Below are 17,099 nucleotides of genomic sequence, written 5' to 3' on the forward strand. Positions count from 1 at the left end.
GCGAAAGAGGCGTGATTCTAGTCAGCTTGCGCGCATCGTGCAAGCGTTTTTTGCACCCGATCAGCGGTGCTTGAACACCGGCTTGCGTTTCTCGACGAACGCCGCCATCCCTTTCCTCTGATCTTCGGTCGCGAACATCGGCCAGCACATCACGCGCGTGAAGAACTGCACGCAGACGAGAAGCATCAATGCACTATAAACAGTGTGGACCCTGCACACGCAACCGGCAACACCGTACCGCGAAATTTCTGCCCTGCGGGCGCGCGTTTCAAATGGCGCTCGACATTGGCGGCACGCCACGACGTGCAACCCAGTCACGCGATGCATCCAGCACGCCAAACACTCAACGGCGCAGGCTCCGACGACAAATGGCCCACCCTTGCGTCGACGCCATCCCCAAAGCAGCTCATGGCGCTTACCGTCGCGGCAGCCTCGTCGGGTTTACTGCACACGCACATCCCGGCACCAACCCGGCCACAAAATGACAAGCCCAAGCCCCCCCCCGTGCCCGCGCCGTCGCGTTCCCCTCCGGCCGTCGAGCGCCACCCCGGACGATCTTCTATATATACTCATCCTCGCATCACTCAGCTGCCTCCCCCGAACCACGCCTGGATATCCTTCCGTGAAACCGAGAGCCGGCATCCTCATCGAACTTGTCGTCAACCTGCTCCTGCCGTGGATCGCCTATCGCTGGGCGCATCCCCATTTCGGCGAGACCGGCGCACTCTACGCGTCCGCGATCCCGCCGATCGTGTGGTCCGCCGCCGAATTTGCGAGGTCTCGCCGCGTCGACGCATTGAGCGTCATCGTTCTGCTCGGTATCGCGCTGTCGATCGTCGCGATGGCGCTCGGCGGCAGCCCGCGCACGCTCCTGCTTCGCGAATCGCTGGCGTCCGGCGCGATCGGCATGACTTTCCTGCTGTCGCTTGCGCGCGCCCGCCCGCTCATCTTCTATCTGGCGCGGGCAACCGTCGCGCGCGAGCAGGCGGGCGGCGCGGAACGTTTCGAGGCAATCTGGGCGCAGAGTCCCAGCCTTCGCCACTCGCTTCGGCGGATGACGCTCGCCTGGGGGGTGGGCCTGACGTTGGAAATGCTGCTGCGCTTCTGGATGGTGTGGAACTGGCCCGTCGAACGCGTGCTGATCGTGTCGCCGATCGTCAGTTATGCCATCTACGGCAGCTTGCTGTTCTGGACGTTCTGGTACCGGCGGCACATGCGCGCTCGCAATAACGTCGACATTCCTCCGGGCGACAGCTACAGCGAAGCCGCCGGGCAATAACGGCGGCGGCACGGGAAATCCCCCGCGCTCACCGGGTGCCGCCCGTGGCCGGCCGACCTGATCCCGGCCGCAATCGGCTACGAGAGTGCGCCCCGCCGGCCCCGGTAGTGGCCGCGCCTGTAGACAAAGACGCGGTTTCGATGCCCTGCCTGCGCACGGCAGCCGATAGCCCGAATCTCGTCCATTTCGATCCGGCCCGCGCTTGCCGGCGCGCGGCAGCGCGCCGGCTTACTTGATCTGATCGGCGATCGGCCGCAGGAACTCCGACAAACCGGTCAGCATGATCTGCACGCCCACGCACAGCAGCAGGAACGCGGACACACGCATCGCAACCTTGGTGCCCTCGCTGCCGAGATAGCGGGCCAGGAATGCCGCCCGGGCATACGTCTGCCAGATCACGATCGCGACGAGCGTCGACACCGCGACCGACACGATGCTCGACATCACGAACTCCGACAGCTTGTGCGTACGGTTCGCGTTGAGTGCGATCGCGGTTGCGATCGAGCCGGGGCCGGTCGTCAGCGGCACCGTCAGCGGAAAGAACGCCCGCGTCATCACGGTGGACGCTTCGATCGGCTTCACCGGCGTATCGCCGCCGCTCGGCACATCCGGCGGGTTGAGCATCTGCCAGCCCGCCACCGCGACCGCCAGGCCGCCGCCGATCCGCAGCGCCTCCATCGAAATCCCGAAGAAATGCAGCACCGGCGTGCCGACGAAGAATGCGACGAGCAACACGATGAACGCATTGAAGGCCACCTTTTTCGCCAGGATGCCACGCTCGTGCTCGGTCAGCGATTCGGTGCGTTCGAGAAACAGGAAGGCGATGCCAAACGGGTTGATGATCCCCATCAGGCCAGTAAAGCCGAACAGGATCTCGGAGACAAGGCGATCAACGATCATCGGGAATGAAAACGGTCGGAGGCGGAGGCGGCTGGGCGCCGGGTCGACGCATTTTAGAGCAACCGCCACCGCTTGCGTCGCAAAAAAGTGTCAGACGCATTCGCGCGCGCAGCGGGGCGCGACACGCGCATGCGTGCCGCCCGACTCGGCAGCGGCACGCCGCCGCGCCCCGCGTCATGCACTCAACCGCGCTCCCACGCCGGCGGCCGCTTCGCGAAGAACGCCGAGAAACCCTCCTTCGCTTCATCGGTCGCACGCACGCGCGAGATCGTCTGCGCGGTGAATGCCGCACGTGCATCGGACGGCGGATACTCGCCGATCGCGTCGAAGAAGCGCTTGATCTCCATCAGCGCAGTCGGGCCGTTACGGCTCAACTCGGCGAGCGTCTTCTCGAGCGCCTCGTCAAGCGCGTCGAGCGGCACCGCCTGGTGAATCAGGCCGATCTCGACCGCCTCGCGCGCGCTCAACTGCGTCGCGGTCAACGCGAGCCGGCGCGCCTGGCGCTGCCCGACCGCCTCGACGAGATAGGGCCCGATCACTGCGGGCAGGATCCCGAAGCGCGCCTCGCTGACCGCAAAGCGCGCATGATCGCTCGCGATCACGATGTCACACGCGGCACACAGGCCGACGCCGCCGCCGAACGCGTGGCCCTGCACGCGCGCGACAGTCGGCTTCGGACACTGGCGAAGCGAGCGCATCATTGCCGCAAAACGCTCGGCATCGCGCAGGTTGGCTGCCGCGTCGTTCGCGCTCGCGCGCTGCATCCATTGCAGATCGGCGCCCGCGCAAAAGGCGCGGCCATCCGAGCGCAGCACGATCGCCCGCACGTCGTCGCGGGTGCCAAGGGCCGTAAACACGTCGGTCAGTTCGGCGATCATCGTCTCGTCGAACGCGTTGAGCACGTCGCCGCGCCGCAGCGCGACGGTCGCGATGCCGCGCGCATCCACTGCGACGGCCAGGGTTTGAAGTGCATCCATCAATGCGGGTTTCCTGAAAATGACAATGAACGGGGCGCGATCCGGGTCAAGCGGCGGGACGCCGGTCGATTACGCGCCTGGCCTTGCCCGTCGCGGACGCCGGAATGCCGCCGGCGGGCAGCACCGTGACGCCAGCCGACACGCCGACCATCGTCTTGATCCGGTGCTGCAGTTCGCGCGCGATCGCGTTGCGCTCGCCGTCCGGCACGCTGGCTTCCGCCTCGGAACGCAGTTCGACGGTGATGTCGAGCCTGTCCATGTGGCCGTCGCGCGTGACAGTCACCTGAAACTGGCCGGAGAGCTTCGGCGATGCGACGACAATTTCTTCGATCTGGCTCGGGAACACGTTCACGCCGCGGATGATCAGCATGTCGTCCGAGCGGCCGGTGATCTTCGCGAGGCGGCGCATCGAGCGCGCGGTCGGCGGCAGCAGCGCCGTCAGGTCGCGCGTGCGGTAACGAACCACCGGCATCGCTTCCTTGCTCAGCGACGTGAACACCAGCTCGCCCTCGCTGCCGTCCGGCAGCACTTCGCCGGTGACCGGGTCGATGATCTCGGGATAGAAATGGTCTTCCCAGATCACCGGGCCGTCCTTGGTCTCGACGCATTCGCACGCGACACCCGGCCCCATCACTTCGGACAGCCCGTAGATGTCGAGCGCGTCGATGCCGACGCGCGTCTCGACTTCCTCGCGCAGCGCTTGCGTCCACGGCTCCGCGCCGAAGATGCCGATCTTGAGCGAGGTCCGGGCCGGGTCCATGCCCTGCCGCACCATCTCGTCGATCAGGTTCAGCATGTACGACGGCGTGACGAGGATGATCTTCGGCTCGAAATCGCGGATCAGTTGCACCTGCTTCTCGGTCTGCCCGCCCGACATCGGCACGACCATGCAGCCGAGCCGTTCGGCGCCATAGTGGATGCCGAGGCCGCCCGTGAAGAGCCCGTAGCCGAACGCGTTGTGCAGCGTGTCGCCGGGCCGGCCGCCGGCCGCGCGGATCGATCGGGCCGTGACGTTCGCCCAGGTGTCGATGTCGCGCGCGGTGTAGCCGACGACGGTCGGCTTGCCGGTCGTGCCGCTCGACGCGTGCACGCGCACGACCTGGTCGCGCGGAACCGCGAACAGGCCGAACGGGTAGTTGTCGCGCAGGTCGTTCTTGGTCGAGAACGGGAATTTCGCGAGATCGGCGAGCGTCTTCAGATCGTCGGGATGCACGCCGGCCGCGTCGAACGTACGGCGGTAGTGCGGGACGTTGTCGTACGCGTGGCGCAGCGACCACTTGAGGCGCTGCAGTTGCAACGCCTGCAGTTCGTCACGGCTGGCGGTCTCGATCGGATCGAGGTTGGCCGCGGGATGCGTCGGGTGAGTCATGGGGCTCCTCCAATGGAGTGATGTCGTTATCGTGATCGGGGCAGGCAGGCGGCTACGCGCGGAACGAGCGGCCGGCCGCGCACAACGCGGAAAGACGTGGGGACACGCGGTAGCGGTCCTCGCCATAGGCCGCGGCGAGGTGGATAAGCACGCGATGCACGCGGACGATGCCGATCGCGTCGGCCCACGCGAGCGGGCCGCATGGATAGTTCACGCCCTTTTCCATCGCGAGATCGAGATCGGCGGGCGTGCACACGCCCTGGTTGACCGTGTCCGCCGCTTCGTTCGCGAGCATCGCGACGGTACGCATCGCGATCATGCCCGGCACGTCGGCGAGGCCAACGACGCGAAAGCCCGCCTGCTGGAACAGGCCGACGGCATCCGCGTACGCCGCGTCGCTGCACTGCAGCGCGCGGGTCAGCGCAACGAGACCCGCCTGCGCGTAGTCGCGCGCGAGATCGACCAGCACCAGATCGGCGACGCCGGTCTGCGCCGCACGCTCGGTCGCGGTGCGGCCGTCCGTCAGCGCGATCGACGCGCGGCCCGCGGTCGCGATGAGGTCCCCGGGGTGGGCGCCCGTCTGCTTCGCGCACCCAACGCGCTCGGCGAGCCGCGCGCGCAGCGCATCGGCCGGGCCGTCCTGCGCGAACAGCGTGACCGCGGCAGGCGCGTCACGGGGCGGCTCGACATCCGGCGACGGCGGCATGGCGCCCTCGGCATACGAATAGAAACCCCGCCCGGACTTGCGTCCGAGGAAGCCGGCATTGACGAGTTCCTGCTGGATCAGCGACGGCGTGAAGCGCGGATCGTTGAAGTATGCGCGGAACACCGATTCGGTCACCGCGAAGTTGACGTCGTGGCCGATCAGGTCCATCAACTCGAACGGCCCCATCCGGAAACCGCCGGCCTCGCGCATCACCGCGTCGATCGACGCGGGCGTGCCACCCTGCTCGTTCAGCACGCGCAGCGCTTCCGCGTAGTACGGCCGCGCGACGCGATTGACGATGAACCCGGGCGTCGACTTCGCCATCACGGGCTTCTTGCCCCACGCGGCGGCCGTGTCGTACAGCACCTGCGCGACCTCGGGCGAGGTCGCGAGCCCGCTGACCACCTCGACGAGCGCCATCAGCGGTGCGGGATTGAAGAAGTGCAGCCCTGCGACGCGCTGCGGCACGCGCAGGCCGGCCGCGATCGACGTGATCGAGATCGACGACGTGTTGGTCGCGAGCAGGCACGCATCGTCCACGTGGCGCTCGAGCGTCGCGAAAATCTCGCGCTTGATGTCGAGCCGCTCGGCGGCCGCTTCGACGATCAGCGCCGCAGACGACAGCCCGGCGAGCGAGCTGACCGCGCTGATGCGCTGGCCCGCCGCGTCGGCCTGGGCCGGCTCGAGCCGGCCCTTTTCGGCGAGGCGCGCGAAGTTCGCGCGGATGCCGGCGAGCGCCTTGTCGCAGGCCGCCTCGCTCAGGTCGTACAGCAGCACCGTGTGTCCTGCCGCCGCCGCGACCTGTGCGATACCCGCGCCCATCGCGCCCGCGCCGATCACGCCAATGACCGCAGAAAGCGCCAGCGCGCCCGATTTACCCGATTGTGCAGAGGAAACAGCCATCGCGTCCGACTCGTCCGAAAGTGAGGATGCGCGAATTATAAACCGACCGGTCGGTAAATTTATCTAAGGGCGAGTCCCTATCTGCACCAAAAAAGTCCTTTACGAAATGCGTAACAGCAAAAAATTGAAAAATAGCGGGCACTTTTTCGAAACCGAAAGGTCGATGTAAGTATTCGATTTCGAGATGACGGCGCGCAATCGCCTGATAAAATCCGCCGAACCGCCGGATGGCCGGGGGAAACGGCGTGCCGCGCCGCGCTTTCCGCGCTTCGCCGGCCGCCCTCCCCGGCATGGCCATCGCCGCCAGCCTTTGCGCCCGGTAGCGATCGCACCCCGTTTACTGCAGCATGTCACATCGAACCGGATCGCCCCGCGACGGGCACCGGCCGCCCGCGCAGCATGTCGCCACACGCCGGCAAGCCGTAACGGCACGCATCCGTGCCGCGGTCTTTCAGCTTCATCGTCCTCGTTCGGCAGGTTTTCCGGCCGGGCTTCGTCCAACCCGTGGCGGCACGCCGTGTGCGCCGTCACTCGAATAAGGAAACCCTCCCCATGCCGATCTCTTCCAATACGCTCCCGCGCTGGACGCTCTGGGCCCCGCTTGCCGCCTGGCTGGTGCTGGCGCTGTCACGCGTCGCGCCGGCCGAAGGCTTCATTGTCGCGCTGTTCGCCACCGCGCTCGCCGGCGCGGTGTTCGCCGCGGTACACCACGCGGAAGTCGTCGCCCACCGGGTCGGCGAACCATTCGGCACGCTCGTGCTCGCGATTGCCGTCACGGTTATCGAGGTCGCACTGATCGTCTCCGTGATGCTGTCCGCCGGCCCGGAGAAATCCGGCCTCGCGCGCGACACCGTGTTCGCCGCGGTGATGCTGGTCTGCAACGGCATCGTCGGCCTGTGCCTGCTTGCCGGCGGCTGGAAGCACGGCGAGCAGGACTTCCAGGGACGCGGCGCGACCAAGGCGCTCGCGGTGCTCGCATCGCTGTCGGTGCTGTCGCTCGTGATGCCGAACTACCTGAACGCCGCGCCCGGCCCGCTGCTGTCGCGTTCGCAGCTCGCGTTCGCCGGGGTGTCGTCGCTGGTGCTGTATGGCGTGTTCGTGTTCGTGCAGACGGTGCGCCACCGCGATTACTTCCTCGCCGACCACAGCGCCAACGAATCCGTGCATGCGGTGCCGCCGAGCGGCCGCACCGCGCTGACGAGCGTCATCTTCCTCTTCGTCAGTCTCGTGGCCGTCGTGCTGCTCGCCAAGCTGCTGTCGCCCGCCGTCGAGCACGCGGTGATGGCGCTCGGCGCGCCCGAGGCTGCGGTCGGCATCGTGATCGCCGCGCTCGTGCTGCTGCCGGAAGGGCTCGCGGCCGTCACCGCGGCGCGCGCGAACCGCCTGCAGACCAGCATGAATCTCGCACTCGGCTCGGCCCTCGCGAGCATCGGGCTGACCATTCCGACGGTCGCCGCCGTGTTCATCTGGACCGGGCAGCCGCTCACGCTCGGCATCGGCGGGATGGAGACGGTACTGCTGGCGCTGACGCTGTTCGTCAGCACGCTGACGCTCAGCGCCGGGCGCACGACGGTGCTGCAAGGGGTCGTCCACCTGTCTCTGCTCGCGGCGTATCTGTTCCTGTCGGTCACGCATTGACGCAAGCGCCGGCGTCAGGCGCTCATGGGCAGGCATCACGCGCGCCGGCGCCAGGGCGGGCGCAGCGCGCGCAAGCCCGGGAATCGCAGGACGCTTGAGGGGGGGAAGTTCAGGGCGCTCGGACGCCCCCGCGTTCGGCGTGATGCATCACGCCGCACGCGCAGGGCACGGCATCTTCCGCGTGCCCTGCGTCCAAGCCGTCACGCGCGCTTGCGGCCGTTCGGCGTCGTTGCGGCGCTCAGGCGCTCCAGTTCGCGCAGATCGTTTTCCAGCGCAGGCGTGAGCGTCGTGCGCAGATGCTCGAGGAACGTGCGGATCTTCGCGTCGAGGTAACGGCGCGTCGCATACACCGCGTAGACGCTGACCGTCTGCAGCCGGTAATCCGGCAGCACGCGAATCAGGCGCCCCTCGCGGATGTCGTCGAGCACCGTGTACAGCGCGACGCAGGCGATGCCCCGCCCGGCCCGCACGGCCACGCACAGCGCGTCCGGTACGTTCACCTGGAACGGCCCGGGCGGCAGCTCGTACACCGTCTCTTCTCCGTCGTTGCGCTCGAGGCGCCATTCGCCGGCCGGCGATGCCGGCGTATCGAGCCGCAGGCAGGTATGTTTCGGCAGGTCGTCCGGCGTCAGCGGCGTGCCATGCCGCGCCAGATAGTCGCGCGACGCCACCAGCACGCTGCAGCTCGTGCCGCACGTCTGCGCGACGTAGCCGGAATCGGGCAGTTGCGACGCAGTGACGATCGACACGTCATAACCTTCCTCGACCAGGTTCGGCATCCGTTGCGCCAGGATCAGATCGACCGAAACATCGGGGTTGTCCTCCTGATACCGGACGATCGCCGACACGACGTGGCTCTGCCCGAGGCCCGTCATCGCGTGGATGCGCATCTTGCCGCTAGGCCTCAGGAGCGCATTGCGCGCCTCGGCGTTCGCGTAGTCGATCTCGGCCAGAATCGACTTGGCGCGCTCGAAATAGCGTTCGCCGCTTTCGGTCAGGCCGAGGTGGCGCGTCGTGCGATGCAGCAAACGCGTCTGAACGTGGGCCTCGAGATTCGAGACGGCACGCGACACCTGCGCTGTGGTCGCGTCGATCTCCTTGGCAACGGCAGTGAAACTGCCGGCTTCGACGACGCGCACGAACAGGCGCATGTTTTCGAGCATGTCCATTGGATAGGCTTGGGAAGAGTAGATGGGGAATCGTTGGCCACACTCGCGTCAGATCGGAAGCGGAGCACGGCTGAACACCACGCGGAGTCGATCACCGTGCCGAAGGAGAGGCGGGATGGTGTGCATCGCTTGCGTGTGTTGAGGAGTTTGGAAATATCAGCTGTCGGAATTGTACGCTTTTGCGAATAATTTTGCGAAAAAACCGACGAAATATTTCATCCGACGAAACATTTCTCCGCCGCATGCCCGCGCAATGCCCCCCGTCTCGCGCGTCACGCGCGTCACGCCGAAAGCACGCGACGATTTATATCACATTGAGATACAATTCTCCGCTCCGCATACCCGCGTCCTTTCTCTCTGGTCCCATGTCGTCCGGCTCCCTCACCTCGCGCCGCACCCTGCGGCAATGGCTGCTCAGCTTCGCCCCGACACCGATGACGCTCGGCTGGCGAGAACGCCTGCGCTCTTGCGTCGGCGCACTCGCCGGCATCGCCACCGTCGGCATCACGATGCGCACGTTGCCCGGCGTGCCGGGCCTCATTCCACTGCTGGTCGCGCCGATGGGCGCGTCGGCCGTACTGCTGTTCGCCGTGCCGGCAAGCCCGCTTGCGCAGCCGTGGTCGATCATCGGCGGCAACCTCGTGTCAGCTGCGGTCGGCGTGGCGTGCGCGCAATGGATCGCCGATCCCGTCACGGCGGCCGCGGTGGCGATCGCGTGCGCGATCGGCGCGATGTTCGCGCTACGCTGCGTGCATCCACCGTCGGGCGCGGTGGCACTGACCGCAGTGGTCGGCGGGCCGGCGATTCATGCGCTCGGCTTTCACTTCGTGCTCGAGCCGATCGCGCTGCAATCGGCAATCCTGCTGTCGGCGGCGCTCGCCTACCACGCCGCGACCGGGCACCGGTATCCGCACGGCAGCGCGCGGCCTGACGCGAAGCCGCAAGGCGGCACCGCATCACGCGCGCGCGGCGGCTTCACGCGCGACGATCTCGACGCCGTGCTCAAGCGCCGCAGCGAATGGCTGGACGTCGCGCCCGACGATCTCGAAGCGCTGCTGCGCGAAACCGAAATTCAGGCTTACGCACGAACGTTCGGCCAGCTGACCTGTGCCGACATCATGACCCAGCCGGCCATCGGCATCGCGCCGTCGACGTCGGTGGCGGCCGCGCTGGCCCTCCTCGAACGCCACCGCGTGAAGGCCCTGCCCGTCGTGGACACCGAACGGCGCGTGACGGGCATCGTCACCCGTGCCGACCTGATGCGCGCGGCCCGCGGCCCGGCGCCGCTGTGGCAGCGCATGTCCGCGCGCCTGCCGCAACGTCTCGGCGGCGCGCCGGCGAGCGTCGACGCGATCATGAGCAAGCATGTCGCGTCAGTACCCGACACAATGCCGCTCGCGTCGCTCGTGCCGCTGTTCGCCCAGTCCGGACATCACCATATTCCGGTCGTCGACGCATCGCGCAGGCTCGCCGGCATCGTCACGCAGTCCGACCTGATCACGGGACTGTATCGCCAGACGCAGATACTGAAAGCCGCATAGCACCTGATCACGCGAATAACGGGCCCTGGTCCGGCGGCGCGCGGCGATGCCGGACCACGGGTAAATGTATCATCTTGTGATATATTTACCCGTCCTGCCACCCTCCCCGATCGACAATGCCCGAATCCAGCAAACGCGCGCTGCACAAGAGCGATTTTCAGCAGCTTTCCGAATTCCGCTACCAGATGCGCCGCTTCGAGCGCTTCTCCGAGCGTGCCGCGCAAAGCGAAGGCGTCACGCCGCTGCAGTATCTGCTGCTGCTGCACATCAAGGGCTACCCGCAACGCGAATGGGCGACCGTCGGCGAGCTGGCCGAGCGCCTGCAGGCGCAGCATCACGGTGTCGTCGCGCTCGTGTCGCGTTGCGAGGCGCTCGGCCTCGTGAAACGCAAGACGAGCGAGACCGACCGCCGCCAGGTCGAGGTGCATCTCGAACGGGCCGGCGAGACGCTGCTCGCACGGCTTGCGGAAATGCACCGCGCCGAGCTGAAATCGCTCAAGGGCGCATTCCAGGTTCCTCAAATCGATCAATGATCCCGCAACCGAGATGAACGCCCCGCACAAACGCGACTTCGCGACCAACGCCCGCCTGCCCCGCATCGCCCTTCTCGCCGCCGGCATCGGCGTGCTCAGCACGTTGGCGGCGTTCGCGCTGCTGAGTCTGATTCACCTGTTCACGAACCTGTTCTTCTTCCAGCGCCTCTCGTTCGCCGACCGCGCGCCGGCCACGAACGCGCTCGGCGCCTGGGTCATCGCTGTGCCGGTGATCGGCGGCCTGATCGTCGGGCTGATCGCGCGATTCGGTTCCGACAAGATCCGTGGTCACGGCATCCCCGAGGCGATTGAAGCGATCCTGTTCGGCAAGAGCCGCATGTCACCGAAGGTCGCGATCCTCAAACCGCTGTCGTCAGGGATCATGATTGGCAGTGGTGGACCGTTTGGCGCCGAGGGGCCGATCATCATGACGGGCGGGGCGCTCGGCTCGCTGATCGCGCAGTGCGTGAAAGTCACCTCGGCCGAGCGCAAGACCCTGCTCGTCGCGGGTGCAACGGCAGGCATGACTGCCGTGTTCGGCACACCTGTCGCCGCCGTCCTGCTTGCCGTCGAATTGCTGCTGTTCGAATGGCGCCCACGGAGTTTCCTGCCCGTCGCACTCGCATGCACGGTCGCCGGATTTGCGCGAGCGGTGTTCTTCGGCACCGCCCCGCTGTTTCCTCTGGAAACCGCGCCAGCCGATACAGCATCACTCTTCTCATGCTTGATTGCAGGGCTGCTCTCCGGCGCGCTTGCGTCCGGATTGTCAATTGCGCTCTACAAAGTAGAGGACTTGTTTGGAAAACTGCCGATTCACTGGATGTGGTGGCCGGCATTGGGCGGTATTGCTGTCGGCATTGGCGGCTTTCTCGAGCCGCGCGCACTGGGCGTGGGCTATGACGTGATCGGTGACCTGCTGCATCAGCACATCGCGCTGCAGGTCGCGCTCGCGCTGTTGCTCGTCAAGGCGGTGATGTGGGTGATCGCGCTCGGCTCAGGTACATCGGGGGGCGTACTCGCGCCATTGCTGATGCTTGGCGCAGGGCTTGGCGTCGTACTCAGTCACATCTTGCCCGGCAGCCAGCCCGCGCTTTGGCCTCTTGTATGCATGGCGGCGACGCTTGGCGCGACACTTGGCGCGCCATTGACGGCAATCGTGTTCGCGTTCGGCCTCACGCACGACGCAAACGCGCTGCTGCCGTTGCTCGGAGCGACGCTCGTCGCCCATGGTTTCGCGGCCATCATGATGAAGCGGTCGATCATGACCGAGAAGATTGCGCGGCGCGGCTATCACATCTATCGCGAGTACGGCGTCGATCCGCTCGAACGGCACTATATCGATGAGGTGATGTCCCGCGACGTCGAGTCGATTGATGCAGCCACTACGGTTGCTGATGCTCTTGAAACCTACTTCGGTAGCACGCAAACGCGGCGAGCATGGCCGGTTGTCAGCGCCGGCTCTGTAATCGGCGTCGTAGATCGAGCAATTCTCGACGCTTCAAGCGAAGGCACACAACACGCGACGCTCGGATCATTGTTTTCTGGACGCGCTCCTGACGTCGCACTGGCAGAGGAAACTTGCCGGCAAATCGCGACTCGGCTGGCAATCCACGACCTCGAACGCCTGCCCGTCGTGACGGACCGTGTGTCGATGAAGCTCATTGGCATTGTCTCGCGCAGCGACCTCATTAAGCCGTCCCTCGCACATTTTGACGAAGAACACAAGCGCGAGCGTTTCCGGCGAATTAAGCCGGGAAATGGAAAACGCAAATTTCCGCCCATCCATTCCACTTAGACGCGGGGTCATCGAGAGCCAGTCAGAAGACCGCTATCCGGGCGCTTGAAGCAGCCCTTCGGAAATACCGGGCACGGTCGTCCACTTAAACTGGCGGGTAGGCATAAGACTGTATTTTTGACTAACACCGGGCAGGAAATAACGGAAGTGTTGACGGGCTCGGAGCGTCGGCGACGCTGGACGATGGAGCAAAAGCTGGCCATGGTGCGGGAGAGCCGCGAGCCGGGAAAGTCGGTTTCGATGGTCACGCGCCAACACACGGTGGCCCCCAATCGGGGCGAACCGACGATACCGGTCTGGTCGATGAAATCCGGCAGGTCGACCTGCCAAATTGCCAGGATTGTTCCGCCAACTTGTGCAGCGCCTGATGAATCATTTCATCGCCCCAGTTCAGCACGCGAGTCCCATCTATCGGGCGCGTGGGGACATCGACGCCCGCACCAATCAGGATATTTTCCAGGTCATCGAAGCCGACGCCGGGCGAGAAGCGATTCACGATGCAGCTCCCGACGTGGCCGTTGGTAGTTGCCAGTATTCGGACCGTTTGATTTCGAGTCCAGCATCCTGTCCTGGACGCAATTTCGCCGTCATCTCCGCAACCCTGCACTCCCGTAGATACGGTCGATGAATCCATGGATCGACCTTCGTCAGGAACAGTAGGAAAGTCTTCGCATTAGTGGTTCACATAGTATCGAACCTTTGTGCGTGAATTTCGTCACCGCAGGTGCGTGGATGGCTTCCACTCAGCTTAGCTCCAAACGCGACGTACAACGCCTGGCGTCCGACATGACGCTCAAGATCAACGGAAAACGTGGCTAGCGCGCCCTGCCTCTCTGCTGTCAGCCGCCGCTAATGGCTTTCTTCGCGGCCTCATAGCCAACCTTCTTGTGGCGCTCGACCGTTTGCTCGGAAAAATCATTGTCGAGAAACAGTGGTTCTCCGTCCTTCTGCTGGTTGATGATTCGCGTGATCTTCGTCGGTGCAGCACGCCCCATCAACCGAATGAACGTCGGGCGTTGACGAAGGCGCTCGCAAGTCTCAGGCTCGACGTTCTCCATGATCTCCTGGACCAGATTCCCCAAATCGCTGATCCGCTCCTTGACACGAATGTCGTTACGCACGCGCTCCGCAAACACAATCGCATCGCGCCGTACCAGCACCTCGGCAAGATTATTCGGCAACGGTTGTTCAGCTGGAAACAGGTCGACGATGAATACGCGCTTGCTCGAGTCACCGCAGCGTTCATTGATGAACTCGAGCGGTGAATTGCTGACGATACCGGCATCCCAGTAGTGTTTTCCGCTGATGCTGGTCCAGGGAAAGGCCGGAGGCAAACTGCCGCTGGCAAGGATATGGTCAGCCGTCACGTTATCTGCGTAGCTATCGAAAACCTCCATCTCGGCGGTTTCAACATTTACCGTGCTAATTAACAGACGCACCGGGCTCTCTTTCAATTTGCCGAAATCTACGTACTTTTCGAGCAAATCTCGCGCCGGCGAAGTGTCATAGAGACTACGCCACTGCCATGGTGTTTGTTCCCAGGGCTGCCACCAGTTCGGGACAAAAAAATGGGGAGAGCCGAACCATATGCTCCACCACGAAGAAAGCGCCCGACGCCATGCTTCGTTGGGCGCGCTGGGTGTTGCAATCACGAGATCGTTCCAGAACGCCTCCAGCGTCGCCGAGGCGTTATCGGGATTGCCAGCAATGATCGCAGCATTGAAGGCGCCAATCGAGACGCCGGCGATGACATCGGGCCGAATATTCGCCTCCTCGAGCGCCTTCACCGCACCACACTCAAAGGCTCCGAGGGCGCCGCCGCCTTGCAATATCAATACGGTCTGACTCGGAACGCTGTCCAGTGGAAAGTTCCCATCAGCCAGCCGGTCCTTTACCGTGCTCAGGTTTGTTCGGTGGCGAATCAGCAATTCCGACGCGAGAGTTTCGCTGGCCGGCCGTCCCATCGAAAAGCAAGCGCGCAGAACGTCCTTTTCGAGGTAAAGCCGCGTATATGACCCATCCTCCAGCGAACCTCGGCTGACACACTCGTCGGTTCCCTTGACCGAGCCAAGGAAATTGAAACTGAGATCGAGCAAGTTGCAGAAGAAGTATGAAACTTCGTCATAGGCCAGTCTCTTCCCCAGCATGTTCCGGGCGGCGAACCTTTGCTGTCCGAAACGCAGTGCGGCGGCGCCACATAATCCCGGATCGCGCGCGAGTCTCAGTGTGCAGTCGCGGCGCATCGCGAGGTTGATCTGAATCATACGAAAGATAACCGCGTGGCGAGTCGAGCGTGTCCCGCGCGCCGCACGGAATACTTGCAAATTCAGTGCCTCAACCCGCTCTTGGCAATCTGCCGCTCGGAGAACTGGGCGAACAGTGCATGCAGAGTAAGCGTCCGGCGAACCCGTCCCGTGGTTACGCCGGCGCCAGTTTCCAGTGCTGAGGCAAGAGGTCGTCGAGGCGAGCCGCCGGCTGTACCGGTAACCGTACTCGCGGGCATTGCAGAAAAGCCAAATGCCGCAAGAAACGCCGTCGGCATGAGAACAAACATCGCGACGCCCCGCCAATTATTTAAGCTATCCCGGAAGCGCCACGCAAGCGCAGACCCAAGAAATACACCCGGGATATTAGTAAACATCCACCACGATGGGAATTTAGTGAAAAATATGAGCGGCTGATGTCCGTAGTAAACATAGAGGCCGCTAATATTAAGCATCACCTCTTCCACCATGACATCAAACAAACAAGCAATTACCAATCCAACCCACAGCCACGATATTTTCGCCTGCCGCACAAACAATGCATACGGAACATACGCCAATACCGCACCGAACCCGAACCACGCCGCGATCGGATACCACGTCATCGGCCTACCAAGGATTGTATAGACAACATTATTGGCATCATACGGCCACAGGCACCCACCGGCCACATCAATAAATACTTCCGGTATCGCGCAAAAAACTCCGCTGAGCGCCACAAATACGGGGAGGGTCGTATTTGTCCGGCGCGCATCATAGAAAGACCATACAAGAACCGCCAACCCAATAATTACGAATGCGATTGATGCGTATATGGATACTTCCAACCCAAACGGCACATCGCGAGGCGGTACCGGCATACCAAACACGGTGTCAATTGCGGTATGTACCGTTGCGGCCGCAAAAGCATTTTCGGTAAGCAGACAAAAGGTTGCCGCGATTAGCGCCCAAGCCACAACTCTCAATTTTGGCAAACAAGAAATCATTGCGCCTTACTCCTTTAAATATATGCCCCAATCTTGCACAGTAAGCGACCACAGGCTTCGTTTCATTTGAGAAATAGTGCATCTGCAATAACGACCCACTCAGCAACCTCGGAAGACACCTGCCCTCTCTGGCGCGACATTCGAGACGAAGCATTGACGATCAGCCTCTGTGCAGCCGGCAACACAATTATTCAACGAGCGTTGAATTTTGTCCAGTCATAGAGGAACATTTTTGCGCAGTCAAACCTTCCAGCGCTCCATCGGCTCTGCGAAACGAAAACCGTGGCGGTGTTAGTTCAAGGAACAGGAAGGGCTGGCGTTAATCACGAGCCGGGCGATCCTCTATGCGCTGAACCGGCGGGAAGCTCTCACGCGCTACTGTGACGACGGGCGCCTGGAAATCGATAACCTGCCGGTCGAACGCGCGTTGCGCGCGGTGGCCATTGGGCATCGGAACTATCTGTTCGCCGGCGCGGACTCAGGCGGCTGAGCGTGCCGCGGCGATCTACGGCCTGAGCCGTTGAATGCGATCCGTGGGGCGCGGCCCAGGTCATCGATGGTGCTCGCGCGTGCCATCCGGAAGAGTGGGCGGCCCGCCTGGCTACGAAGCCTTCTTGAACACACTATTCAATCATCCGAATAGCGAAGAGGCCGAACATTACCGAAACTGGAGCGGCCCCGGCTTCGACGCGGAACTGTTCGATCTGCGTGCTGCCAATGCCACACTGCTACGCATGGCCTCCAATCGTTGGGGGAAACCGGTAACTCACGCCGTCAAGGCATGTATCCGTTCCACGCTTACGTCATAACGCCGTGAAGCAGCGGAAAAGCCCGACAGTGGCCGGGCTGAACATAGGAGGGGAACCGCCCAACGAGGGAAATATAAATTGCCCTCTGCTACGAAAAGATGCAGAGGGAAAAATTGAGGCAAACGATACGTTGATGTCACTCGTGTTGCAGAATCCGCAAGCCCTAATAGCTTGTACGCATGCGGCACAATTTCCAACGCAGCTACATTCCGACCGTCACGCGCGTCGAA

At 63.8% G+C, this 17,099-nt stretch carries 15 protein-coding genes and 3 pseudogenes; 8 read left to right on the plus strand and 10 right to left on the minus strand.

From position 1 onward, the window contains the following. Positions 1-60 precede the first annotated feature (60 nt). Positions 61-186 (minus strand): hypothetical protein, encoded by a 126-nt coding sequence (locus LIG30_RS27415; RefSeq protein ID WP_268760672.1) that lies wholly within the window; start codon positions 184-186, stop codon positions 61-63. A 436-nt stretch (positions 187-622) separates the two neighbouring features. Between LIG30_RS27415 and LIG30_RS01335 the strand changes: the two genes are divergently transcribed. Further along, a complete protein-coding gene (locus LIG30_RS01335; protein ID WP_038709010.1) occupies positions 623-1,279 on the plus strand; it encodes a VC0807 family protein in 657 nt (218 codons plus the stop codon). Positions 1,280-1,507: 228 nt separating this feature from the next. On the opposite strand, the gene LIG30_RS01340 is transcribed toward LIG30_RS01335, so the two are convergent. The 5 genes from LIG30_RS01340 to LIG30_RS25850 all read right to left on the minus strand — a co-directional run bounded on the left by LIG30_RS01340 (position 1,508) and on the right by LIG30_RS25850 (position 6,432). After that, positions 1,508-2,179 carry a MarC family protein gene (locus LIG30_RS01340; RefSeq protein ID WP_038709011.1) on the minus strand — a complete coding sequence of 224 codons (672 nt, stop codon included), beginning with the start codon at positions 2,177-2,179 and terminating at the stop codon, positions 1,508-1,510. A 182-nt stretch (positions 2,180-2,361) separates the two neighbouring features. Then, positions 2,362-3,156, minus strand: coding sequence for an enoyl-CoA hydratase-related protein (locus LIG30_RS01345; RefSeq protein WP_038709013.1), 795 nt, complete (start codon positions 3,154-3,156; stop codon positions 2,362-2,364). A 46-nt stretch (positions 3,157-3,202) separates the two neighbouring features. Next, positions 3,203-4,525 (minus strand): phenylacetate--CoA ligase PaaK, encoded by a 1,323-nt coding sequence (paaK, locus tag LIG30_RS01350; protein ID WP_038709014.1) that lies wholly within the window; start codon positions 4,523-4,525, stop codon positions 3,203-3,205. Between the two features lie 52 nt (positions 4,526-4,577). Then, positions 4,578-6,134 carry a 3-hydroxyacyl-CoA dehydrogenase gene (locus LIG30_RS01355; protein ID WP_038709018.1) on the minus strand — a complete coding sequence of 519 codons (1,557 nt, stop codon included), beginning with the start codon at positions 6,132-6,134 and terminating at the stop codon, positions 4,578-4,580. Then, positions 6,106-6,432 (minus strand): hypothetical protein, encoded by a 327-nt coding sequence (locus LIG30_RS25850; protein WP_152985961.1) that lies wholly within the window; start codon positions 6,430-6,432, stop codon positions 6,106-6,108. The genes LIG30_RS01355 and LIG30_RS25850 overlap by 29 nt, the downstream gene beginning before the upstream one ends. A gap of 254 nt (positions 6,433-6,686) precedes the next feature. Between LIG30_RS25850 and LIG30_RS01360 the strand changes: the two genes are divergently transcribed. Continuing rightward, on the plus strand, positions 6,687-7,772 hold the full coding sequence (locus LIG30_RS01360; protein WP_038709021.1) for a calcium:proton antiporter: 1,086 nt from the start codon (positions 6,687-6,689) through the stop codon (positions 7,770-7,772). 200 nt (positions 7,773-7,972) lie between these two features. Here the strand turns inward: LIG30_RS01360 and LIG30_RS01365 are convergent, their stop codons facing one another. Then, positions 7,973-8,941 (minus strand): LysR family transcriptional regulator, encoded by a 969-nt coding sequence (locus LIG30_RS01365; protein ID WP_038709023.1) that lies wholly within the window; start codon positions 8,939-8,941, stop codon positions 7,973-7,975. Between the two features lie 365 nt (positions 8,942-9,306). Here LIG30_RS01365 and LIG30_RS01370 point away from each other — a divergent pair, with 365 nt between their 5' ends. The 4 genes and pseudogenes from LIG30_RS01370 to LIG30_RS24765 form a co-directional block, all read left to right on the plus strand. Then, positions 9,307-10,482, plus strand: a complete 1,176-nt coding sequence (locus LIG30_RS01370; protein WP_038709024.1) for an HPP family protein — start codon at positions 9,307-9,309, stop codon at positions 10,480-10,482. A gap of 116 nt (positions 10,483-10,598) precedes the next feature. After that, positions 10,599-11,015 (plus strand): MarR family winged helix-turn-helix transcriptional regulator, encoded by a 417-nt coding sequence (locus LIG30_RS01375; protein ID WP_038709025.1) that lies wholly within the window; start codon positions 10,599-10,601, stop codon positions 11,013-11,015. Between the two features lie 13 nt (positions 11,016-11,028). Further along, positions 11,029-12,810 carry a chloride channel protein gene (locus LIG30_RS01380; RefSeq protein ID WP_038709027.1) on the plus strand — a complete coding sequence of 594 codons (1,782 nt, stop codon included), beginning with the start codon at positions 11,029-11,031 and terminating at the stop codon, positions 12,808-12,810. A 138-nt stretch (positions 12,811-12,948) separates the two neighbouring features. Next, a pseudogene (locus LIG30_RS24765) lies at positions 12,949-13,086 on the plus strand (transposase); the annotation flags it as partial. Here LIG30_RS24765 and LIG30_RS26905 read toward each other — a convergent pair. The 3 genes from LIG30_RS26905 to LIG30_RS25855 all read right to left on the minus strand — a co-directional run bounded on the left by LIG30_RS26905 (position 13,055) and on the right by LIG30_RS25855 (position 16,060). Further along, positions 13,055-13,306, minus strand: a complete 252-nt coding sequence (locus LIG30_RS26905) for a hypothetical protein (protein WP_162491942.1) — start codon at positions 13,304-13,306, stop codon at positions 13,055-13,057. The pseudogene LIG30_RS24765 and the gene LIG30_RS26905 overlap by 32 nt on opposite strands. Before the next feature lie 343 nt (positions 13,307-13,649). Further along, positions 13,650-15,074 carry a patatin-like phospholipase family protein gene (locus tag LIG30_RS01385; protein WP_051994824.1) on the minus strand — a complete coding sequence of 475 codons (1,425 nt, stop codon included), beginning with the start codon at positions 15,072-15,074 and terminating at the stop codon, positions 13,650-13,652. A gap of 62 nt (positions 15,075-15,136) precedes the next feature. Then, complete coding sequence (locus LIG30_RS25855) at positions 15,137-16,060, minus strand: hypothetical protein (RefSeq protein WP_152985962.1); 924 nt, start codon at positions 16,058-16,060, stop codon at positions 15,137-15,139. A gap of 325 nt (positions 16,061-16,385) precedes the next feature. Here LIG30_RS25855 and LIG30_RS24770 point away from each other — a divergent pair. Together LIG30_RS24770 and LIG30_RS24775 are read left to right on the plus strand one after the other, a co-directional pair. After that, a pseudogene (locus LIG30_RS24770) lies at positions 16,386-16,575 on the plus strand (IS66 family transposase); the annotation flags it as partial. A gap of 4 nt (positions 16,576-16,579) precedes the next feature. Then, a pseudogene (locus tag LIG30_RS24775) lies at positions 16,580-16,869 on the plus strand (IS1096 element passenger TnpR family protein); the annotation flags it as partial. Positions 16,870-17,099: the final 230 nt, after the last annotated feature.

The organism is Burkholderia sp. lig30 (genome assembly GCF_000687455.2).
Taxonomy (GTDB): Bacteria; Pseudomonadota; Gammaproteobacteria; order Burkholderiales; family Burkholderiaceae; genus Burkholderia.